General features: G+C 71.1%; 21 protein-coding genes and 1 pseudogene. 19 read left to right on the forward strand and 3 right to left on the reverse strand.

Features of this window, described 5'->3' with window-relative positions:
• Positions 1–1,344 (forward strand): annotated as a pseudogene (locus ACWCPY_RS38780) (hypothetical protein); the annotation flags it as partial.
• Positions 1,341–1,667 (forward strand): hypothetical protein, encoded by a 327-nt coding sequence (locus ACWCPY_RS38785; protein WP_451273215.1) that lies wholly within the window; start codon positions 1,341–1,343, stop codon positions 1,665–1,667. The pseudogene ACWCPY_RS38780 and the gene ACWCPY_RS38785, both read left to right, overlap by 4 nt.
• Positions 1,668–1,782: 115 nt before the next feature.
• On the opposite strand, the gene ACWCPY_RS38790 is transcribed toward ACWCPY_RS38785, so the two are convergent.
• A complete protein-coding gene (locus ACWCPY_RS38790) occupies positions 1,783–2,784 on the reverse strand; it encodes an SEC-C metal-binding domain-containing protein (RefSeq protein WP_451273217.1) in 1,002 nt (333 codons plus the stop codon).
• 77 nt (positions 2,785–2,861) lie between these two features.
• Between ACWCPY_RS38790 and ACWCPY_RS38795 the strand changes: the two genes are divergently transcribed.
• The 6 genes from ACWCPY_RS38795 to ACWCPY_RS38820 all read left to right on the forward strand — a co-directional run bounded on the left by ACWCPY_RS38795 (position 2,862) and on the right by ACWCPY_RS38820 (position 7,783).
• Positions 2,862–3,659 carry a class E sortase gene (locus ACWCPY_RS38795; protein ID WP_451273219.1) on the forward strand — a complete coding sequence of 266 codons (798 nt, stop codon included), beginning with the start codon at positions 2,862–2,864 and terminating at the stop codon, positions 3,657–3,659.
• A gap of 55 nt (positions 3,660–3,714) precedes the next feature.
• Entirely contained in the window at positions 3,715–3,873 is a 159-nt protein-coding gene (locus ACWCPY_RS38800) for a DUF3311 domain-containing protein (protein ID WP_124723383.1), read from the forward strand.
• On the forward strand, positions 3,870–5,405 hold the full coding sequence (locus tag ACWCPY_RS38805; protein WP_451273221.1) for a sodium:solute symporter family protein: 1,536 nt from the start codon (positions 3,870–3,872) through the stop codon (positions 5,403–5,405). The genes ACWCPY_RS38800 and ACWCPY_RS38805 overlap by 4 nt, the downstream gene beginning before the upstream one ends.
• Positions 5,406–5,567: 162 nt before the next feature.
• A complete protein-coding gene (locus ACWCPY_RS38810) occupies positions 5,568–5,900 on the forward strand; it encodes a DUF6412 domain-containing protein (RefSeq protein WP_451273223.1) in 333 nt (110 codons plus the stop codon).
• Between the two features lie 115 nt (positions 5,901–6,015).
• Entirely contained in the window at positions 6,016–6,786 is a 771-nt protein-coding gene (locus ACWCPY_RS38815) for a YidC/Oxa1 family membrane protein insertase (RefSeq protein WP_362447996.1), read from the forward strand.
• 136 nt (positions 6,787–6,922) lie between these two features.
• Positions 6,923–7,783, forward strand: coding sequence for a fumarylacetoacetate hydrolase family protein (locus ACWCPY_RS38820; protein WP_329820911.1), 861 nt, complete (start codon positions 6,923–6,925; stop codon positions 7,781–7,783).
• 66 nt (positions 7,784–7,849) lie between these two features.
• Here the strand turns inward: ACWCPY_RS38820 and ACWCPY_RS38825 are convergent, their stop codons facing one another.
• Together ACWCPY_RS38825 and ACWCPY_RS38830 are read right to left on the reverse strand one after the other, a co-directional pair.
• Positions 7,850–8,329, reverse strand: coding sequence for a heme-degrading domain-containing protein (locus ACWCPY_RS38825; protein ID WP_451273226.1), 480 nt, complete (start codon positions 8,327–8,329; stop codon positions 7,850–7,852).
• On the reverse strand, positions 8,326–9,543 hold the full coding sequence (locus ACWCPY_RS38830) for a Gfo/Idh/MocA family oxidoreductase (protein WP_451273228.1): 1,218 nt from the start codon (positions 9,541–9,543) through the stop codon (positions 8,326–8,328). Before ACWCPY_RS38830 ends, ACWCPY_RS38825 begins: the two co-directional genes overlap by 4 nt.
• A gap of 56 nt (positions 9,544–9,599) precedes the next feature.
• Here ACWCPY_RS38830 and ACWCPY_RS38835 point away from each other — a divergent pair, with 56 nt between their 5' ends.
• The 11 genes from ACWCPY_RS38835 (at position 9,600) to ACWCPY_RS38885 (ending at position 21,601) form a co-directional block, all read left to right on the forward strand.
• Positions 9,600–10,715, forward strand: coding sequence for an ROK family protein (locus tag ACWCPY_RS38835; protein ID WP_451273230.1), 1,116 nt, complete (start codon positions 9,600–9,602; stop codon positions 10,713–10,715).
• Between the two features lie 355 nt (positions 10,716–11,070).
• Complete coding sequence (locus tag ACWCPY_RS38840; protein WP_451273232.1) at positions 11,071–12,264, forward strand: hypothetical protein; 1,194 nt, start codon at positions 11,071–11,073, stop codon at positions 12,262–12,264.
• An 82-nt stretch (positions 12,265–12,346) separates the two neighbouring features.
• A complete protein-coding gene (locus tag ACWCPY_RS38845; RefSeq protein ID WP_451273234.1) occupies positions 12,347–13,117 on the forward strand; it encodes a GntR family transcriptional regulator in 771 nt (256 codons plus the stop codon).
• Positions 13,118–13,289: 172 nt separating this feature from the next.
• The gene (locus ACWCPY_RS38850) at positions 13,290–14,414 is read left to right on the forward strand and encodes a TIGR03364 family FAD-dependent oxidoreductase (protein WP_451273236.1); all 1,125 of its coding nucleotides are present in this window, start codon (positions 13,290–13,292) and stop codon (positions 14,412–14,414) included.
• A complete protein-coding gene (locus tag ACWCPY_RS38855; RefSeq protein ID WP_451273238.1) occupies positions 14,411–15,118 on the forward strand; it encodes a phosphonatase-like hydrolase in 708 nt (235 codons plus the stop codon). Before ACWCPY_RS38850 ends, ACWCPY_RS38855 begins: the two co-directional genes overlap by 4 nt.
• Positions 15,115–16,215, forward strand: a complete 1,101-nt coding sequence (locus ACWCPY_RS38860) for an ABC transporter ATP-binding protein (RefSeq protein WP_451273240.1) — start codon at positions 15,115–15,117, stop codon at positions 16,213–16,215. The genes ACWCPY_RS38855 and ACWCPY_RS38860 overlap by 4 nt, the downstream gene beginning before the upstream one ends.
• Positions 16,208–17,152 (forward strand): 2-aminoethylphosphonate ABC transporter permease subunit, encoded by a 945-nt coding sequence (locus tag ACWCPY_RS38865; RefSeq protein ID WP_451273242.1) that lies wholly within the window; start codon positions 16,208–16,210, stop codon positions 17,150–17,152. The genes ACWCPY_RS38860 and ACWCPY_RS38865 overlap by 8 nt, the downstream gene beginning before the upstream one ends.
• A complete protein-coding gene (locus ACWCPY_RS38870; RefSeq protein ID WP_451273244.1) occupies positions 17,139–17,936 on the forward strand; it encodes an ABC transporter permease in 798 nt (265 codons plus the stop codon). The genes ACWCPY_RS38865 and ACWCPY_RS38870 overlap by 14 nt, the downstream gene beginning before the upstream one ends.
• Before the next feature lie 64 nt (positions 17,937–18,000).
• Positions 18,001–19,062 carry a 2-aminoethylphosphonate ABC transporter substrate-binding protein gene (locus tag ACWCPY_RS38875; RefSeq protein WP_451273246.1) on the forward strand — a complete coding sequence of 354 codons (1,062 nt, stop codon included), beginning with the start codon at positions 18,001–18,003 and terminating at the stop codon, positions 19,060–19,062.
• A 151-nt stretch (positions 19,063–19,213) separates the two neighbouring features.
• Positions 19,214–20,701: an alkaline phosphatase family protein gene (locus ACWCPY_RS38880; protein WP_451273265.1), complete on the forward strand. Its 1,488-nt coding sequence runs from the start codon at positions 19,214–19,216 to the stop codon at positions 20,699–20,701.
• A 111-nt stretch (positions 20,702–20,812) separates the two neighbouring features.
• Positions 20,813–21,601 carry an HAD-IIA family hydrolase gene (locus ACWCPY_RS38885; RefSeq protein ID WP_388655277.1) on the forward strand — a complete coding sequence of 263 codons (789 nt, stop codon included), beginning with the start codon at positions 20,813–20,815 and terminating at the stop codon, positions 21,599–21,601.
• The last annotated feature ends 15 nt before the right edge of the window (positions 21,602–21,616 follow it).

Genomic DNA, 21,616 nt, shown 5'->3' on the forward strand with positions numbered 1-21,616 from the left:
ATCTCCCTCCTCAACCCCGCCTCCGCCTTCGTCCGCGCGGTCAAGGGAATCATCGACATCGTCACGTTCATCGTGAACCAGGGCGCCCAGATCGTGGAGTTCGTCAACTCCGTCCTCGACGCCGTCATCGCCATCGCCAACGGGGGCGCGGCGGGCGTCCCGAAGATGGTCGAGGCCGCCCTCGCCGCCAGCGTCCCGCTGCTCATCGGCTTCCTCGCCTCACTCCTCGGCATCGGCTCCCTCGCCAACAAGGTCAAGAGCGTCTTCCACGCCGTCTCCCGCCCCGTCAACCGCGCCATCGACAAGATCGTGGGGTTCATCGCCAAAGCGGGAAAGAAACTCTGGGACAGGCTCAAAAGAAAAGGGAAGGAGAAAGGGAAGGACGGGAAGGGAGGCGGGGATCTCACCCCTCAGGAACGGGCGACGCAATTGAGAGCCGGACTGGCCGCGCTCGACAACTTGACGGGGAAGTATCGGGCCGGTGGAGCGACAGAGAGGCAGATGCGTGGAGAGCTGAAGAGAATCAAGAAGAAGCACACTGTTTTCAAGGAGCTCTCCGCCTCGAAGAAAGGGGATGCGTGGGAATACAGATACGTGGCGAGTCCGCCCACGCAAAAGCCTGGGCCGCCGAGTTCCAGTGGATCGTTCTCGCATGCTCCCGGTGGTCTGGCTGCGCACGAGGGGCATACTATTCGAACCTCGGCAAAACCCAAGACGATCCACTTGATACAGAAGCACGGTCAGGCCGTGACTGAAGCGATGATGAAGCAGCGGCTTACTGATGCTCTACAGATGTTCAAGGATGTGCGTAAGGACAAGAAGAAGGTTCAGCAGGACAAGATTGACGTATACGACAACAATATTGCGGAGCTTCAGAAGAATCCTCAATCGCCCAAGAGGGATGCCAAAATATCGAAAATTCAGGACAGGCGGGCAGAGGCACTCCAGTTGATCGCTGACTACGATGCCATCAACGAAGGGAGTCGTGATGAGGTGTTCGCGGCCCTGGACAAGTGGGCGAAGTCATTGCCGCACATGGTGAGTAAGGAAGTCACTCATTTCACGGATGATAAAATGATGGAATCGGTGATAAAGGCGGCCATTGCGGCCGGCCAGGCGCGCATAGATGCCGCACTCACCGATAGTAGTGGGAACCCGAAAGGTGATGGCGCGCAGGGTGCGATTACGCATCCGGCGCCACCTGGACTGGGTGAGGGGTATGAACTGGACAGGAACAATCTCGTGGTCCCCATATCCAGGCCGCTCACCAAAGTGGTCCTTCGTTTGGTGGTATCGGACAGTGTCCAGAGGCACTTCATGATCGAAACGGCGTACTTCGAATGACCGAGAACCAGGATCCCACGTCGATTGCACTTGAAACGGTGCGAGTTTTTCTTCGTGAGTACTACTACGGCGAAGAGTGGGAGGACCGGGCGGCCATACAGGCCCTGGCGATCCATAAAAACGATCGACGCGAACATTTTCGCATCGCCGTCGCCTTCGAAACCATTCTGGAGCAGCGGTTGCCCGAAGGGGTTCTTCGAGACTTGGTGGCGTCAGCAGCTTATCGTGTCACGGAGGACGATAGTGAGGCGCGCGAATTCCTTGAGCGGGTCTATGAGAACAATGCCTTCGATGGCGCTGTGGATCCGGATGAATTCGCCTGATGGGGCGGGTGGTGCAGGGCAGGGAGACGGGCGCATCCGAGCCGGGCCCTCACGGCGGTGAGGGGCGGGGCCGGCCGTGGGATGCCGGACCGACACCGCCGCCTGTTGCCGTCGTTCACTCCGCCCCGTGGCACTCCCGATAAGCCCGCCCCGATCCGCACCAGCAGGCCGCGCTGCGGGCCGGGGGCCAGGGGATGGCCCGGCCGCGGGCGGCGAGGGTGGTGGCGTACTGGGGGAGGAGGTCCGGGTCGGTCGGGGACGTGGCCTCCGAGGCGGCGAAGGCCTCGTACGACGGGACCGTGCCGGTCACGATGCCGAGGTTCGGGGTGCCGGCCTGGTGGAGGTCGCGGAGGGCGGCCTCCAGGCGGGCCAGGTGCTCGGGGTGGGAGGGGTACTCGTCGCGCAGCTCCGGGTAGGCGGTGAGGAGTTCGGCGAGTTCGGCGGCCGGCCAGTGCAGCACCGCGACCGGGAACGGCCGGGACAGCGCCGTGCGGTACGTGCCCAGCTCGGCGCGGAGGCGGGTGATCTCGGCCTGGAGCTCGCCCGGGTCCGAGGAGCCCAGCGACCACAGGCGCTTGGGGTCGTGGAGCTCGTCCAGCGGGACGGCGGCGGTGTGGAGGGTGTCGGCCAGCTCGTCCCAGACATCGTGGTCGACGCCCATCAGTCTGCGGACCCGGTGGCGGCCGAACAGCAGCGACTGGGTGGCGTACGGCACCTCCTCGCCCGGCGCCAGGAGCAGCGTCAGCGCGGTCGAGAAGCAGTCGTGCGCGGCTTCGAGCTCGTCGTGGGCTTCGAGGGTCTCGGCCGCGATCTCCCAGGGCCCGGGGTCGAGCGGGCCCGCGGCACGGATGCCTTCGATGATCGCGCGGGCCTCCGCCTCGTGGCCGTACTCCCACAGATTGGCCGCGTTCAGGGCCTTGACCAGGTGGGGGTGGTCGAGGTCGGGGGAGCCGAGGAGTTCGTCGTAGAGAGTGGTGGCGCGGGCGCGGTCGCCGGCGAGTTCCAGATGGGCCGCGGCCTGCAGGAGCAGCGGCTCACGGTCCTCGGGGTACCGCGCCGCGGCGCGCAGCAGGCGCTCGGCTTCGGTGGTGTGGTCGGCAGGCGTGTCGGGGCGCATGAACCACACCGTACTGCTGTACGGCTGCGCGGCGGAGGGTGTTCCAGGCCTGGAGAGTTACGGGCCATGGGCCTATCGTGCGGGCCGTGCGGGAGCGGATACCGGTGGTGACGCAGCGGAGAGCGCGGGGGCGCAGCGCCGTCGCGCGCGGGCTCTGGACGGGTGCCGAACTGGTGGTGACCCTCGGCGTCGTCCTGTTGTTGCTCGTTGTTCATCAGCTGTGGTGGACCAACCGGCAGGCCCGCGCCGGGGCCGAGCACCAGGTGCGGGCCCTTCAGCGGGAGTGGGCGCAGGAGCGCGGGGGAGAGGGAGCAGCGCCCGGGGACGACGGCGCATCCGGGGCCGGTTCCCACGAGCCCGGCGCACCCCGCGAGTCCGGTGGCGGGCCGGCCCCGGGCGGCGCCGCTCGCTCCGCGCCCCGCTGGGACCAGGCGTACGCCGTCGTCCGCATCCCCCGGATCGGGCTCACCGCCCCCGTGGCCCAGGGCGTCGGCAAGACCGGCGTCCTCGACAAGGGGTACGTCGGGCACTACCCGCGCACCGCGCAGCCCGGCCGGCCCGGGAACTTCGCGCTCGCCGGACACCGCAACACCCATGGCGAGCCCTTCAGATACATCAACCGGCTGCGGCGCGGGGACCGCATCGACATCGAGACCCGGGACGCCGTGTACACGTACACCGTCGACCGGACGCTGGCGCGGACCAGCCCGGGCGACAGCGGTGTCATCGCCGCCGTCCCGCGCAGCAATCTGAAGCCGTATCCCGGGTACGAGCGGGCCGGTTCCTATGTGACGCTCACTACCTGCACGCCCGAATTCACCTCCCGCTACCGGCTTGTCGTATGGGGAGAACTCACGGATGTCCGGTCGCGGTAGCGGCATCGCACTAAGGTCTTCCGACGTGCTCAGACGACGTCCGCAGTTGTTGTGGTTGCTGGTCCCCTATGTGCTGTACCTGGGGGTGCTGCCGCTCGTGAACCGGGTCCACCCGGTGATTCTCGGGCTGCCGTTCCTCTTCGTGTGGCTGCTCGGGGCGACCCTGCTGACCCCCGTCGCCGTATGGCTGACCCGGCGGGGGGACCGCCGGTGAACGCCACGGTCGCCACCTCCGTCTTCGCGGTCTTCATGGTCGCCACCGTCGCCCTCGGGCTGCTCGCCACGCGCGGGCGGCGGAAGGGGAACGGCGAGGGCGGCGGGCTCGCCGAGTGGTCCGTGGGCGGACGCAGCCTCGGGACGGTGTTCATCTGGGTACTGATGGCCGGCGAGGGGTACACCAGCTTCAGCTACCTGGGCGCCGCGGGATGGGGTTACAACTACGGGGCGCCGGTGCTCTACGTGGTGGCGTACATGTCCTGCGGATACGCCATCGGCTACGTCGTCGGACCGATGCTCTGGGCGTACGCGCGCGAGCACGGGCTCGTCGGGATCACCGACATGGTGGCGCACCGCTTCGGACGGCCCTGGCTCGGCGCGCTCGTCGCCGTCCTCGCGACCGTCTTCCTGCTGCCGTACATCCAGCTCCAGATCACCGGCATGGGCGTGGTCGTCTCGACCATCTCCTACGGTGCCATCGGCCTGAACTGGGCCTACTTCATAGCCTTCGCCGTCACCACCGGATTCGTCGTGGTGAGCGGGCTGCGGGGCAGCGCGTGGGTGTCCGTGCTCAAGGACGTCCTCGTGATCGCCACGCTCGGCTTCCTCGCCCTCTACGTACCGATGCACTACTTCGACGGGTACGGGCCCTTCCTCGACCGGCTCGTCACCGAGAAGAGCGAGTGGCTGACCTTCCCCGGGCACGGGGACAGCGGGCTCGGACAGGCCTGGTTCATCACCACCTCGTTCCTCAACTCGCTCACCGTGGTGATCTTCCCGACGACCGTCGCGGGCTACCTCGGCGCATCGAGCGCCGATGTGCTGCGCCGCAACGCGATGCTGCTGCCCGCCTACAACGTGCTGCTCTTCGTGCCGATGCTGCTCGGCATGGCGGCCCTCTTCGTCGTGCCCGGACTCGTCGGCGCCGAGTCCAACCTGGCGCTCTTCCAGCTCGTCGTGGACTCGCTGCCGGCCTGGGCGGTCGGCGTCATCGGCGTCGCGGCGGCACTCTCCTCGATCGTGCCGATGGCCGTCTTCATGCTGGTCATCGGCACGATGTGGGGGCGCAGCGTGCTCTCGCTCGTACCGCGCTGGGAACGGCGGCAGAAGGGCGCGGCGCAGGTGGTCGTGGTGGCCGCGGGCGTGATCGCGCTGGTGCTCACGTACACCGCTCCGAACACCCTGGTGCGGCTCTCCCTCATTTCGTACGAGGGAATGGCGCAGCTGCTCCCCATGGTGCTGCTGGGGCTGATGTGGCGAAGGCTGACCCTGCTCGGGGCGATGAGCGGTCTGGTCGTCGGCGTGGGGGTGGTGTGCGGGTTCGTGTTCACGGAGAACGACCCGGTGTGGGGGGTGAACGCGGGCATCGTGGCGCTCGGCGCCAACCTCGCCGTCGCGCTGGCGGTGACGTACGCGGGGCCGCGCGAGCGCGACGACCGGCCGGACGACGAGGTGCTCGCCCGGGACGGGATCGGGGCCCCGCGACAGGAGGCGGAACCCGGCGGGGCTCCGGCGGGAACCGGTCACTGACCGGCAGCGGACGGGCCGGTGGGCCGGAATGACGGGTATCGGACGGACCGGTGCGCCGGACCCATCGTGTATAACGGCTGGAGAGCACAAGGCGCGCGTCTGTGCGAACGGCACGGGCGCGCTCGGCCGACCGGCCGCGAAGCGGGAAGAGGGGAGGGGCCGATGAACGGCGACACGAGCCGTCTGCGCAGTGGCCTCGCCCGGCTGCTCCGCCCCGCCGGGCTGCTGCTCTTCCTCGTCACCGAAGTCCTCCTCGCCGAGGGCGGCAGCCTCTCCGCCGCGGTCGCGCTCGCCGCGACCGCCGCCGCCGGCTCCGCGCTCGCCGTCGCCTCGGTCATCAGCGCCCGCTGCGCCGCCCCGGTGCCCCGCACCCGGGTCCGCACCGCCATCCGCGACCGGGAGAAACGCACCGCGTTCCTGCCCCAGCGGGACCCGGACGCCAAGGGGCGCAGGCGCCCCCGAGCTCCCGGCCGTGCCCTTCCGACGGCCGCGTAGGGGCTCGCAGCAGCAGTAGCCACCCCCAGCAGGTGCGCCATGGGCGCCCCGCGCGGTTCGTCATGCCGAGTCAGTTCTTCCTCCCGGCACGACGAGACCCCCGGAGGGCTCACCCATGTCCGTCTTCATGTCCGCGTTCGCAGGCCTGGTCGGCGCGCTGGCCGACGCGCTGCACCCGCTCTTCCAGACCGCGTCCACCGCCGCCGCCATCGTGCTGTTCACCGCACTCGTACGGCTCGCCGTGCACCCTCTGTCGCGGGCCGCGGCGCGGGGACAGAAGGCCCGCACCAGGCTCCAGCCGCAGATCGCCGAACTGCGCAAGAAGCACGGCAAGAACCCCGAGCGCATGCAGAAGGCGCTCATGGAGCTGCACAAGGAGGAGAAGGTCTCGCCGCTCTCCGGCTGCCTGCCCAGCCTGTTGCAGATGCCCGCCTTCTTCCTGCTGTACCACCTCTTCTCCAGCCAGAAGATCGGCGGCGACCCCAACGCGCTCCTCGGCCACCAGCTCTTCGACGCCCCGCTCGGCGAGCGCTGGCACGACGCCCTCGCGCACGGCGGGCTGTTCGGCGCGCAGGGGATGGTCTACCTCGGCCTGTTCGCGATCGTCGCCGCCGTGGCCACGTTCAACTACCGGCGCACGAAGCGACAGATGGCCGCCAACCCCGTCACCCCGGCCGCGGGCCCCGACGGACAGCCGGTGCCCGGCATGGGCGCGATGACCAAGCTGATGCCGCTGATGTCCTTCGCCACCCTCTTCACCGTGTCCGTCGTACCGCTCGCCGCCGCGCTGTACGTCGTCACCAGCACCACCTGGACCGCGGTCGAGCGGGCCGTGCTCTACCGCGACATGCCGGCCGCCGGGACCGCCATGGCCGCAGCGGCGTGATCGGAGCGGCGCATGCGCCGGTCCAGTGTGTGAACAGGGTCTTGCGGAGTGATCGGACGTCTTGGACGATCGGACAAGCCTGCGATGGCCGCCACCCATCCGACGGGCCCGATCACGACCAAGGGGAGACAGACCGTTGAAGCTGCTTCGTGTGGGTACGGCAGGTGCGGAACGACCGGCGCTGCTGGACGAGAACGGAACCCTGCGCGACCTGTCGGGAGTCGTCCCCGACATCGACAGCGCCCTGCTCGCCGACGAGCCGGCGCTCGCCCGGGTACGGGCCGCCGCGGCCGCGCCCGGCGAGCTGCCCGAACTCGACGCCGAGGGGCTGCGGGTCGGGCCGCCGCTCGCCCGGATCGGCAAGATCGTGTGCATCGGGCTGAACTACCACGACCACGCCACCGAGACCGGTGCGGCGATACCCACCGAGCCGATCCTCTTCTTCAAGGCGCCGGACACCGTCGTCGGACCCGACGACACGGTGCTGGTGCCGCGCGGCAGCGTCAAGACCGACTGGGAGGTCGAGCTCGCCGTCGTCATCGGGCGCACCGCCCGCTACCTGGAATCCGCCGAGGAGGGGCTCGCGCACGTCGCCGGGTACGCGACCGCGCACGACGTCTCCGAGCGCGAGTTCCAGATCGAGCGCGGGGGCACCTGGGACAAGGGCAAGAACTGCGAGACGTTCAACCCGCTGGGGCCGTGGCTGGTGACGGCGGACGAGATCGCCGACCCGCAGGCGCTGCCGCTGAAACTCTGGGTCAACGGTGAGCTGAAGCAGGACGGCACGACGGCCGACCAGATCTTCCCGGTGGGCGAAGTGGTCCGGTACCTGAGCCACTTCATGACGCTGTACCCGGGCGATGTGATCAACACCGGTACGCCGGCCGGGGTCGCCCTGGGGCAGCCCGAGCCCAAGCCGTATCTGCGGGCGGGTGACGTCGTGGAGCTGGAGATCGCCGGGCTGGGGCGGCAGCGGCAGGAACTCAAGGACGCGTAGCGGGCCGCGCGGGGCGGGGCGGTTGCCGGGTGTGTCCGGTGGCCGCCCCGCCCCGCGCGCCTTTCCCTACGCGTCGAGCGTCGTCGCGAACTGCTCCAGCGCCTCGACCACCATGGCGTGGTCCTCCGCCTGGGGCAGGCCCGAGACCGTGACCGAGCCGATGACGCCCGCGCCCTCGACCGCGATGGGGAACGAGCCGCCGTGCGCGGCGTAGTCGCCCGGGTCCAGGCGCGAGGAGGCGTCGAAGGTCGTCCCCTTCGCCCGGAAGCGCGTTCCCACCAGGTACGAGCTCTCGCCGTACCGTTCCACGACCTTGCGCTTGCGGTCGATCCAGGCGTCGTTGTCCGCGCTCGATCCCGGCAGCGCGGCATGGAACATCTGCTGTGCGCCGCGGCGGATGTCGATCGAGACCGGGGCGTGCCGTTTCCGGGCCATCGAGACGAGCAGGTCGCCGAGCGCGTACGCGTCGTCGTAGCCGAAGTGCGGCAGCGTCAGTCGGCGCTCCTGGGCGATGAGCTCGGAGATGGTCGGAGCGTTGGGGCTCATTCGGGCTGCTCCTCTGTATCGGCTGAGGCGGAGGCAGGGACGGAATCGGGGTCGGGGTGGGCGTCGGGGTCGGGGCCGGAATCCGGACCGGCGGTGTCGGAGAGCTTCACGGTGATGCCCTCGCGGGCCGAGCGGCGGGCCGCTTCCAGGACATCCAGGGCCGCCGCCGCCTGAAGCGCGTTCACCGGATTTTCACCCTTTCCGCGCAGCGCGTCGGCGACCGCCGCGTAGTACGCGGGATAGTCGCCCGGAAGTGTGCGGACCGGGATGCCGCCGCCGGTCAGCGGGGACTCGCCCGAGCCGATCCGGCCCCACAGTTCCTCGGGCTCCTCGCCCCACGGCCGGTCCGCCGCCGGGCGCACGCCCGCGCGGAGGTCGGCCTCCTGCGGGTCGAGGCCGTACTTCACATAGCCGGCGGTCTGCCCGAGCACCCGGAAGCGCGGGCCGCGCTGGGCCGTCGTGGCGCTGACGTACAGATGCGAACGCACCCCGTTCACATGGGTGATCGCGAGGAACGTGTCGTCGTCGGCGGCGGCCCCGGGACGGCGCACATCGGACTCCGCGTACACCAGCGCCGCCGGACCGAACAGGGTGAGCGCCTGGTCGACGACATGGCTGCCCAGGTCGTACAGCAGCCCGCCGATCTCCTGCGGGTCGCCCGACTCGCGCCAGCCGCCCTTCGGCTGCGGACGCCACCGCTCGAAGCGGGACTCGAAGCGCTGCACCTCGCCCAGCTCGCCGTCCGCGAGCAGCCGGGCGAGAGTGCGGAAGTCGTTGTCCCAGCGGCGGTTCTGGAAGACCGAGAGCAGCAGCCCGCGTTCCTCGGCCAGGGCCGCGAGCGCCCGCGCCTCGGCCGCCGTACCGGCGATCGGCTTGTCCACCACGACCGGCAGACCGGCCTCCAGCGCGGCGGTCGCGAGCGGGACGTGGGTCCTGTTCGGCGAGGCGATCACGATCAGATCGAGCGCGCCGGTGCCGTCCGCACGCTCCCACAGCTCCCGCGGCGACGTGGCGAACCGCACGTCGGGGAACTCGGCGCGCGCCTGCGCCCGCCGCTCCTCGTCCGAGGTGACGACCGTGTCGAGGACGAGACCGTCGGTCGCCGCGATCAGCGGGGCATGGAAGACGGAACCCGCCAGGCCGTAGCCGACGAGTCCGACGCGCAGGGGGGCCTGGGACGGTCCGGGCGTCCGGTGAGTCGCGTTGCCAGTCATGCATGCCACTTAAGCAACGCTGTTGCCATAGTGCAAGCGACAGGGACAATGGGACGGTGAACAGGAGCAACAGCGGCGCGAACCTGCCGACGCTGCGCAGCCACAACGCCGCGCTGGTGCTGGATCTGCTGCGGGTGGCGGGCGGGGCCGGCATCAGCAGGCTCGAACTCGCCGAGCGCACAGGGCTCACGCCACAGGCCGTCAGCAAGATCACCGCCCGGCTGCGGGCCGAGGGACTGGCCGCCGAGGCCGGCCACCGGGCGTCCACCGGGGGCAAGCCGCGCACCGTGCTGCGGCTGGTGCCGGACGCCGGGTACGCGGTCGGCCTGCACCTGGACCGCGACGAGCTGACGGCGGTGCTCGTCGACCTGTCCGGCACGGTCGCCGCGAGCCGCACCGCCCCGCTGGACCTCGGCGCCCCGGCGGACGAGGTGCTCGCGGCGGCGGCGGACGCGGTGACGGCGGTGCGGGGCGGGGGTGCGGGGCCGGGGGACCGGCAGGTGCTCGGGGCCGGCGTCGCGGTGCCGGGCCCGCTCGACCACCGGGGCGGGGTGCTGCACCGCGTCACCGGGTTCCCGCAGTGGGACGGCTATCCGTTGCGGGACGCGCTCGCCGTACGGACCGGGCTGCCCGTCGTCGTCGACAAGGACACCAACGCCGCCGCCCTCGGGCTCGCCCTGCGGGCGCCGGGCGGCGGCGACTTCGCGTATCTGCACCTCGGGACCGGGCTCGGCGCCGGGCTGGTCCTCGGCGGGGCGCTGCACCGCGGGGCCCGTACCGGGGCCGGTGAGTTCGGGCACCAGACCGTCCAGCTGGACGGGCCGGTCTGCGGCTGCGGGGGGCGCGGCTGCATCGAGGCGCTCTGTCTGGCCGCGGTCGCCCGGGGGGATGCCGCGGAGGCCGCCCGGGTGCTGGGGACCGGCGCCGCCAATCTCGTCGGGCTGCTCGACATCGACCGGGTGGTGCTCGGCGGCCGTACGGTGGCGGCCGATCCCGAGGCCTACGTACGGGGCGTCCGCGCCGTGATCGACGAGCGTGCCGGGCGGGGCGGTGCGGACGCGCCGGTGCCGGTCGTCGTCGCGGGGGGAGGGGACCGGCCGGTCGCGGAGGGGGCCGCCCAGCTGGTCCTGGCCCCGCTGTTCGGGCGGGCCGGAGACGCGGGCGGGGACTGAGCCGGAGGCGTCGGCGCCGGACGGGGCGAACGGAGGGCCGGTACCTGTCCGGCGGATCAGGGCCGGACAGTCCCTGGGCCGGACGGGCGGAATCCGGCGACCGACCGGGCGGCCCCGCGGCATGTCGGCGCCGGCCGCCTCGCGCGTGCGTGGCAGGGTCGCGGCCCAGAAACCGGTGAACTCCGGCGTACGGGGTGAGCCGGCCGTCTCGCGAGCAGCGAAGGTGAGCCCCCCGATGCCCCCCGCCCCCGGCCCCACTCCTGCCCCGCCCCCGCCCGGCACGCCTTCCGGCTCGGCCCCACCGGCCGGGTCCACCTCACCGGCCGACTCCGCGCCGGGCCGTGCACTCGGTTCGATGCCCGGTCGCACCGCCGCCCCCGTCCCCGGATCCACCGCGACGCCCATGACCACGTCGGGCCCGGCATTCTTCCCCAACGCCAGCCCCACCTCCGTCCCCGTGACCGTGGCCGCGTCCATCCCGGTCCTCACCGCCCCCGCGCATCCTCCTTCGTCCTCACCGCCCCCCGGGCGGACCCGGCACGGACTGGCGCTCGGGCTGGTCGCGGCGAGCGTGGTCCTCGGCGGCACATCCGTCGCACCCGCCTCCGCCGCGTCCTCGGCCACCCCGGTCTCCTCGCCCGGCTCCACGACCGCCGACCAGCCGCCCGCCTGCGGTGATCCGGCGGCGAAGGACTTCCCGATCAGCACCCGCATCCACGGCGGCCCGGACACCTACGCGTCCGGCGGCGGCTACGGAACCTGGTTCCTGGACCTGACCAACACCACCGCCGAGCCGTGCCGGGCCGTCCACCCGGTCCTCGTCCTCACCGACGAGGACCACAGGCTGACCTCCGACCAGATCCAGCTGAAGTTCTCCGAGCAGGCACTCCCCGGTACGGAGCACCGCGTCACCTGGGAGACCACCGACCAGGACGAGCACATCGGCGTCTTCGGCGGCGAGGGCGGGGACTCCTTCGGCGGTTTCACCGTCCCGGCGGGCCACACCATCACCATCCAGGTCCGGATGGCGTTCACCTCCGACACCAGCCCCGGCCGGATCACCGCCAACGCCGCCGTCGTCCAGCGGCAGCACGTGGCGGGCGGCACGGCCGGCAAGGCGGGCAGGGACGACGGGGCCTGGGTCGGGGAGTCCGAGGACTATCCGTTCACCGTCGTCGACGGGAGCGACGGAGACGAGACCGCCGGGACCGACGAGACCACAGGGACCGACGAGACGGCAGGGATCGACGAGACCACAGGGACCGGTGAAGCTGCCGGGACCGACGAGGCCGATGAGATCGCAGGGAGCGATGAAAACGCTGAGACCGGTGAGACGGCCGGCACCGGTGAGGTCGGCGGCACCACAGACGCCCCGCGCGAGGCCCATCCGGTCGGACCGGGCCGGACCCCGGCTCCGGGCGATCGCCCGGAGCTGGCCGCGACCGGCTCGGGCAGCGTCCCCGCGGCCGGTCTCACCGTGGCCGGGCTCCTGATCGGCGGCGGGGCGATGGTGATCAAGGCACGGCGGTCGCGCCGCGCACACCCCTGAACCTCCCCGGACCGGGCCCCGAACCGCCCTTTCCGCGCCCGGACGTTCACCGTTGTTCATGTCCGTCTGCGACCATCGGGCCGTGGACTACCCGCACGACCAGGCACCTGGCGCACCCATCCGTTCCGGCATCCCGGAGCACGGCCGTATTCCCAAGTACTACGCCGTCAAGGCTCATGTCTCCGTGCTCATAGAGGAGTTGGGCGAGGGCGGCATGCTGCCCACCGAACGCGATCTCGCCGAGCGCTACGAGGTCTCGCGCGAGACGGTGCGCCAGGCGCTGCGCGAACTCCTGCTGGAGGGGCGGCTCGCCCGCCAGGGGCGCGGCACCGTCGTGGCGGGCCCCAAGCTGGAGCAGCCGCTCTCGCTGGCGAGCTACACCGAAGGCGTACGCCGCCAGGGCCGCACCCCGGGCCGTCACCTCATCGGCCTGGAGCGGTTCCCCTGCCCCGGGGCGCTCGCCGTCGACATCGGGGTGGAGCGCGGCGAGCCGGTCTGGCACCTGGAGCGGGTGCTGCTCGCCGACGACGACCGGGTCGGGCTGGAGAGCACCTACGTCTCCGTCGCCCGCGTACCGGATCTGGACACCGAGTTCGACCCCGACTCGTCCTTCTACGCCTACCTCCGCGACCGGCTCGGGATCCCCTTCGGCGATGCGGACGAGCGGATCGAGACGGTGCTCGCGACACCGCGCGAGGCGCTGCTCATCGGTACGCCGCCCGCGCTGCCCATGCTGCTGATCCACCGCATCTCGCGCGACACGGCCGGCAAGCCGCTGGAGCGCGTACGGACCCTCTACCGCGGCGACCGCTTCTCCTTCACCGCGCACCTGGGCCCGCAGGACGGCCGCTGAACAACGGCCCCGCACGCCCGGCCGCCCCGCACGCACGACCACGACCGCCCCGCGAATCGACTCATCGCGATAACGAGAACGTAACGGGTCTAGGCCAAGCTTGAGGCCCAGTTCACCTTCCCGTTGCCGTACCGATCCGTCCGGGTCACCCGCCCCGAGGAGCGTAGCCGTCGTGAGAGTCATCGTCGTAGGAGCCGGCGTGGTGGGAACCATGCACGCCTGGCACGCAGTGAACCGCGGCCACGAGGTCGTACAGATCGAGCGCGAGAGCGAGGCGCGCGGGGCATCGCTCCGCAATTTCGGACAGATATGGGTCAGCGGCCGGGCCGGTGGCGAGGAGCTGGAGACGGCGCTGCGCGCCCGTGAGCTGTGGGAGGGCATCGGGGCGCAGGTCCCCGGCCTCGGCTTCCGGGCCTGCGGCTCGCTCACCCCGCTCCGTACCGAGCTGGAGACCGCCGTCGCCGAGGCGGCCGTCGCCCGGCCCGACGCGGCGGCCCGCGGCTACAAGCTGCTCACCGCGGACGAGGCCCGCGCCGTCAACCCCGCGCTGCGCGGGGACTTCACCGCCGCCCTGTGGTGCGAGCGGGATGCCGCGGTCGAGCCGCGCACCGCGCAGCTCGTGCTGAAGCAGGAGCTGTTGAAGTCCGGCCGGTACACCTTCCTCGGCGGGCGCGAGGTCCGCGAAGTGGTGGGCACCGCCTCCGTCCGCGACGACCACGGCGATGTGCACACCGGTGACGCCGTGATCCTGGCCACCGGCGCCTGGCTCGGCGGTCTCGTCCGCGAACTGGCCGGCCCCGATCTGCCGGTGCGCCGCGTCCGCCTCCAGATGATGCAGACCGACCCGCTCGGCGAGCCGCTCACCACCTCCGTCGCCGACGCGGACAGCTTCCGCTACTACCCGGCGTACCGGAGCGGGGCGCTGGACACCCTCAACGCCCAGCAGGCCCAGGCGCCCACCGCGGCGGCGCACAGGATGCAGCTGCTGATGGTGCAGCGCCGGGACGGCGGACTGACCATCGGCGACACCCACGAGTACGAGCACCCCTTCTCCTTCGACACCGTCGAGGAGCCGTACGAGCACCTCACCGGGGTCGTCGAGTCCTTCCTCGGCCGCCCGCTGCCGAGGATCCGCCACCGCTGGGCCGGGGTCTACGCCCAGTGCACCGACACCAGCCGGGTCGTCCACCGCCAGCAGGTACGGGACGGCGTCTGGCTGGTCACCGGACCGGGCGGCCGGGGCATGACCTGCTCGCCCGCCATCGCCGAAACGACCGCCAACGAACTGGGCTGGTGAAGAAGTTGAGCAACACCGACAAGCTGAACCTGATCGTCCTCGACATGGCCGGCACCACCGTCGCCGACGGCGGCCTCGTCGAGCAGGCGTTCTCCGCCGCCGCCGAACGCCTCGGCGTCGAGCCCGGCTCCGCCGACCACGCCGAGAAGCTCGGCTATGTGCGCGCCACCATGGGCGAGTCCAAGATCTCCGTCTTCCGGCACCTCTTCGGCGACGAGGACCGGGCCCAGCAGGCCAACACCGCCTTCGAGCAGGCATACGGGGAACTGGTCGACGGCGGCCGCATCGCCCCGGTCCCCGGCGCCCGCGAGGCCATCGAGCGGCTCAGGGGCGAGGGCCGGACCGTGGTCCTGTCCACCGGCTTCGCCCGGACCACCCAGGACGCGATCCTGGCCGCGCTCGGCTGGCAGGACCTGGTCGCCCTGACCCTCTGCCCGGCCGACGCGGGCGGCCGCGGCCGCCCCTACCCGGACATGGTGCTCGCCGCCTTCCTGCGCACCGGCGCCGTCGACGGCGTCCAGCAGGTCGTGGTCGCGGGCGACACCTCGTACGACATGCTCAGCGGCGTGCGCTCCGGCGCCGGGATCGTCGCGGGGGTGCTCACCGGCGCCCACGACAAGGACCAGCTGACCCGCAACGGCGCCACGCATGTGCTCGGCTCGGTCGCCGAGCTCCCGGACCTGATCGCGCGGGCCGAGGCATGACCGGCGGAGAGCGGTCCGTCCGCAGCGGAATCAGGTTCGACCGGGTCAGCGTCGAGTACGGCGGCAACACCGTCCTCGACCGGCTCGATCTGACCGTCGAACCCGGCGAGGTCATGGCCCTGCTCGGCCCCTCCGGCTCGGGCAAGACCACCGCCCTGCGCGCCGTCGCCGGATTCGTCCGGCCCGCCTCGGGCCGGGTGTACCTCGGCGACCGCGACGTCACCGGGCTGCCGCCGCACAAGCGCGGCATCGGCATGGTCGTCCAGCAGTACGCCCTCTTCCCACACATGCGGGTCCAGGACAACGTCGCCTTCGGGCTCAAGGCCCGCAAGGCCGCGAAGGACGGGATTCCCGAACGGGTCGCCGAGGCCCTCGACATGGTCGGCATGGCCGCCTACGCCAAGCGCTACCCGCGCGAGCTCTCCGGCGGCCAGCAGCAGCGCGTCGCCATCGCCCGCGCGCTCGCCATCCGGCCCGGCGTCCTGCTGCTCGACGAACCGCTCTCCGCCCTCGACGCCCAGCTCCGCTCCGGAATGCTCGCCGAACTGGCGCGGCTGCACCGGGAGCTGCCGGACGTCTCCATCCTGTACGTCACCCACGACCAGGTCGAGGCGCTCACCCTCGCCGACCGGATCGCGGTCATGGACAGGGCGAGGCTCCAGGACTGCGGCACCCCGCAGGACCTGTACCGCCGCCCGCGCACCGAGTTCACCGCCTCGTTCGTCGGCAACGCGAACCTGCTGCCGGTCACCGTCGCCGACGCCACCGACACCGTCGACTTCGCCGGCCGGACACTCGCCGTACCGACCGGGGAGGTCTCCCGGGGCGCCACCGCCACCCTGTGCGTCCGGCCCCACCTGGTCGGGCTCGGCGACGGCCCCAACGCGCTCGGCGGCACCATCGCCGAGGTCCAGTGGCGCGGCTCCACCCACCGGCTGTACGTCGACGTCGACGGCCACCGGGTCAAGGCGGACCTGCGGGAACTGCGCGAGACCCCGGCGCTCGGCGACCGGGTCACGCTGCACTTCGCGGCCGAGGACGCGGTGCTGCTGCCCGCGGGCGCGGCGCCGGGAGCCGGGGGAGGGGCCGATGGCTAGCACCGCACAGCCCGTCACGCCGGTCGTCACGGCGACGAAGACCCCCCACCCGCGCACCGGCGCGTCCGGGGCGACGCCCCCGGCGGCCGGCCCGCAGGCCCCGGCCCGCGAGGCCCGTCGTGTGCCCGCCTTCGTCTGGGCGCTGCCGCCCGTCGCCGTCCTCGCGCTCGTCTTCCTCTACCCGCTGGCCCTCGTCGTCCAGCAGTCCTTCAGCCCGGACGAGGGCGGCACCTCGATCGCCCCGTACGGCGACGTGTTCGCCTCCGAGTCGTTCCGCTCGGCGCTGACCACCACGGTCTGGCTGGCGGTCGGCGCCACGGTGGGATGCCTGGTGCTGGGCTTCGTCCTGGCCATGATCATCGCGTTCGTGCCGTTCCCCGGCGGCCGGGCGGTCGCCAGGTTCATCGACGTCTTCCTCTCCTTCCCCTCGTTCCTGATCACGCTGGCCCTGCTGTTCATCTACGGCAACGTCGGCATGGCCAACGGCGTCTGGACGGACCTCACCGGGGCGTCCAGTGGCCCCTTCGACTTCCTCACCACCCCGTGGGGCGTGCTGCTCGCCGAGATCACCTACTTCACGCCCTTCGTGATGCGCCCGCTGCTCGCCGCGTTCTCGCAACTCGACAGCGCACAGCTGGAGGTGGCGTCCTCACTGGGCGCGGGACCGGCCCGGATCGTGCGGCAGGTGATCCTCCCCGAGGCGCTTCCCGCGCTCGCCGCGGGCGGCAGCCTCGTCCTCGTGATGTGCCTCAACGAGTTCGGCATCGTGCTGTTCACCGGCGCGAAGGGCGTCACGACCCTGCCGATGCTCGTCTACAGCAAGGCGATCCTGGAGTCCGACTACCCGGCGGCCTGCGTCGTGGCCGTCGTCAACATCGCGATCTCCGTCGGCCTCTACAGCCTGTATCGGATGGTGAGCCGCCGTGTTGGTGCATAGCCGTACGGGGAAATGGGCCACCTGGGCCGTGTTCTTCGCGCTCTTCGTCCCGCTGTTCGCGGTGCCGCTGCTGGTCATCCTCGCCGCCTCGTTCACCACCAACTGGTCCGGCGCCTTTCCCTCCGGGCCGACCACCGAGCACTACACGGCGGCGACCGGCGGCGACTCGCTCCAGGCCCTGACCACCAGCCTGATCACGGCCGTCAGCGCCAGCCTGCTCGCCCTGACCATCGGGTCCTGGGCCGCGCTGGCCGCCGCCTCGATGCGCAGGCGCGGCAGGAGATTCCTCGACGCGCTGTTCATGCTGCCGGTCGCCGTGCCGTCGGTGGTCGTCGGGCTCGCCGTGCTCGTCGCGTTCAGCAAGCCGCCGATGCTGCTCAACGGGACGCGCTGGATCGTGATCCTGGCGCACACCATTCTTGTCACGGCGTTCGCCTATTCGTCGGTTTCGGCAGCAATAGTGCGTCTCGACCCGATGTACGAGCAGGCGGCGGCCAGTCTGGGCGCCCGCCCCGGTCACGTCCTGTGGCGCATCAAGCTGCCGCTCCTGCTGCCGTCCCTCACGGCGGCCGCGGGGCTCTGCTTCGCGCTGTCCATGGGCGAGTTGAGCGCCACGATGATGCTCTACCCGCCGGACTGGACACCGCTCCCGGTGCAGATCTTCGCGGCCACCGACCGTGGCTCGCTCTTCACCGGAGCGGCCGTCGCCGTGGTCCTGATGGGAACGACGCTGCTCGTGCTGCTCGGCGTCTCCCGGATCCGCACCAGGGCCTCCTTCCGCTGATCCGCCGACACCCCCGCAACGACTCCGGCCGGCTTCCGGCCGACATCCAGGAGATACGACTGCCATGCGCAAGAACCACCTCAAGCCCATAGCCGCCGTCACCGGCTGCCTCGCCCTCGCCGCCACCCTCTCCGCCTGCGGCGGCTCCTCGGCCGCCTCCGACGAGAAGGTCGTCACCGTCTACAGCGCCGACGGCCTCAAGGGCGAGAACGGCGACGGCTGGTACGACAAGGTGTTCAAGGAGTTCGAGAAGAAGACCGGCATCAAGGTCAAGTACGTGGAGGGCGGCTCCGGCGAGATGGTGCAGCGCGCCGTCCGCGAGAAGTCCAACACCCAGGCGGACGTCCTGGTCACCCTGCCGCCGTTCATCCAGCAGGCCGACAGCAAGGGCCTCCTCGCCGCGTACGCCCCGGCCGGCTCCGACCAGGTCGACGGCGCGGACAAGGCCGCCGACTCCAAGTGGACCTCGGTCGTCAACAACTACTTCGGCTTCATCTACAACAAGAAGGAACTGAAGTCGGCGCCCACCACCTGGGAGGAGCTGCTCGACGGGAAGTTCAAGAACAAGATCCAGTACTCCACCCCCGGAGTCGCCGGTGACGGCACGGCCGTACTCATCAAGGCCATGCACGACTTCGGCGGCAAGGAGCCGGCGATGGCGTACCTGAAGAAGCTCCAGGCCAACAACGTCGGCCCGTCCGCCTCCACCGGCAAACTGGCCCCCAAGGTCGACAAGGGCGAGCTGCTCGCCGCCAACGGCGACGTCCAGATGAACTTCGCCCAGTCCAAGGACATGCCGAACCTCGGCATCTGGTTCCCCGCGAAGCAGGGCGGCAAGTCCACCACCTTCGCCCTGCCGTACGCGGCCGGCCTGGTGAACAAGGCCCCGCACAGCGCCAACGGCAAGAAGCTGCTCGACTTCATGCTCTCCGAGCAGGCCCAGAAGGACGTCAGCGCCGTCGGCGGCGGCTTCTCCGCCCGCAAGGACGTCGAGGGCACCGACGCCAACGCCATCGAGCTGTCCAAGCTGATGGACGGGGTGGAGGTCTTCGCACCCGACTGGTCGGACATCGGCACCAACCTGGACGACTACGTCGACGCCTGGAAGTCGGCCACCGGCAGCTGAGCGTTGCCGGGGGATTCACGGCAGGGGTATGGACCTCCGGCAGATCATCGCGAAAAGATAACGGGTCTAGTCCCGCGGTCAACTCCTCGTCCCCGGGCGGGGAGTTGACCGCGTGCCCCCACGCCTCGACGGAGGACCCGTGACCACAGGCATGTCCCGCCGCACTCTCCTCATGAGCGCCGCCGCCCTCGCCACCGCCGCAGGACCGCTCGCCGCGGCCACCACCGCCCGGGCCGCGGCCCGTACCCCCAAGGTCCTGGTCATCGGCCTGGACGGTGCCCTGCTGAACCGGATCAAGGACGCGGACGCGCCGCATCTCGACGCCCTGATGTCCGCCGGACTCACCTCGGTCAGCCCGCTCTACGCCGACCCGATGGCGCCGACCCTCTCCGGCCCCGGCTGGTCCACGGTCATCACCGGCGTCTGGCCCGACAAGCACCGCGTCAAGGACAACGCCTTCACCGGCAACGCCTTCGCGCGGTACCCCGACTTCCTCACCCGGATCGAGACCGCGAAGCCGGGGCTGTCGACGTACGCCGTCGCCTCCTGGAACCCCGTCACCGACACGATCTTCTCCGCGAAGGTCGACACCCGGGTCTCCACCCCGGACACCGAGTACGACACCGGCACCACCAGCAGGGCCGTCGCCGAACTCGCCGACGGCAACCGGGACGCGGTCTTCGTCCACCTCGACAACGTCGACCACGCCGGACACAGCTACGGCGCCGCGAGCCGGCAGTACCTGGACGCCATCCACGGCGTGGACGCCCAGGTCGGGCAGATGGTCGCCGCGGTACGCGGCCGGGCCACCCACGGCTCCGAGGACTGGCTCATCATGATCACCGCCGACCACGGGCACACCGACGCGGGCGGCCACGGCGGCTCCAGCGCGGCCGAACGGCAGACCTTCCTCATCGCGAGCGGCGGCTCCGCCACTCCGGGCTCCACCCGCCACGACATCAGGATGCCGGACGTCGCCGCCTCCGCCCTCGCCCACCTCGGCATAGCCGTCGACCCGGCCTGGGGCCTCGACGGCCGGCCGTTCCAGCAGCCCGTCCCCGACGCCTTCGACGCGCTCCGCCCGCAGTTGGCGACCCGCGTCGACGAGACGGGAACCGGCGCCGCCGTCATCGGCTTCACCCACACCCCGCCGCCCGGCTGGTCGATCGACAACAGCGCGATGGGCACCGGCGGAGTCACCGAATGGCGCGGCTGGACCTTCACCACCGACGAGTTCTGGACATCCGCCGAGCGCGGCCAATGGCGCGAGACCAACGTTCGGGCCCGGAACGTCTTCGCGGTCGCCGACGGCGACGAATGGAGCGACAAGAGCTTCACGGGCACCTTCGACTCCACCCTGATCAGCCCCGCCCTGCCGGTCACCGGCGGCCGCACCGCGACCCTCGCCTACACCACCCACTACCGCCAGGAAGCCCCGCAGAAGGGCGAGGTGCTCGTCTCCTACGACGGGGGCGCCCCGGCCGTCGTGAAGACGTACACCTCCGACACCGTCGCGAAGACCGAATCGCTCACCCTCCAGGTCCCGGCCGGAGCCGGCACCGCACAGGTCCGCTTCCGGTACACCGGCGGCAACAACTGGTTCTGGGTGATCGACGGGGTGACACTCACGTCCGCCTGATCCAGCCGTTCCGGCACGTCGAACGGACGGCCTAAAATCGGGGGCGTCGGCGCTGCACAACGCGGTGCCGCCGGCGTCCCCGCACACGGCGTACGGCAGGAGTCCCCTCACATGGCAGAGCGCAAGCCGATCTCATCCTGGCTCACCGACATGGACGGAGTCCTGATCCACGAGGGGACGCCGATCCCCGGGGCGGATGCCTTCATCAAGCGGTTGCGGGACTCGGGACTGCCCTTCCTGGTCCTCACCAACAACTCCATCTACACCGCCCGCGACCTGCACGCCCGGCTGAACCGCATGGGCCTGGACGTGCCCGTGGAGAACATCTGGACCTCCGCCCTGGCCACCGCCCAGTTCCTGGACGACCAGCGCCCCGGCGGCACGGCGTACGTCATCGGCGAGGCCGGCCTCACCACCGCCCTGCACGACATCGGCTACGTCCTCACCGACCACGAGCCCGACTACGTGGTCCTCGGCGAGACCCGCACCTACAGCTTCGAGGCGCTCACCAAGGCGATCCGGCTGATCAACGGCGGGGCCCGCTTCATCTGCACCAACCCCGACGAGACCGGCCCGTCCGCCGAGGGCCCGCTGCCCGCCACCGGTTCCGTCGCCGCCCTCATCACCAAGGCCACCGGCAAGGCCCCGTACTTCGCGGGCAAGCCCAACCCGCTGATGATGCGCACCGGGCTCAACGCGATCGGCGCCCACTCCGAGTCCAGCGCCATGATCGGCGACCGGATGGACACCGATGTGCTGGCAGGGCTGGAGGCGGGAATGCAGACCTTCCTGGTCCTGACCGGGCTCACCACGGTCGCCGACATCGACAAGTACCCCTTCCGGCCGTCCACGGTCGTCGACTCGATCGCCGATCTGGTCGGTCTCGTCGACGCGGGCTGAGCCGGGCGGGACACG

It is taken from the genome of Streptomyces sp. NPDC002403 (assembly GCF_053593015.1).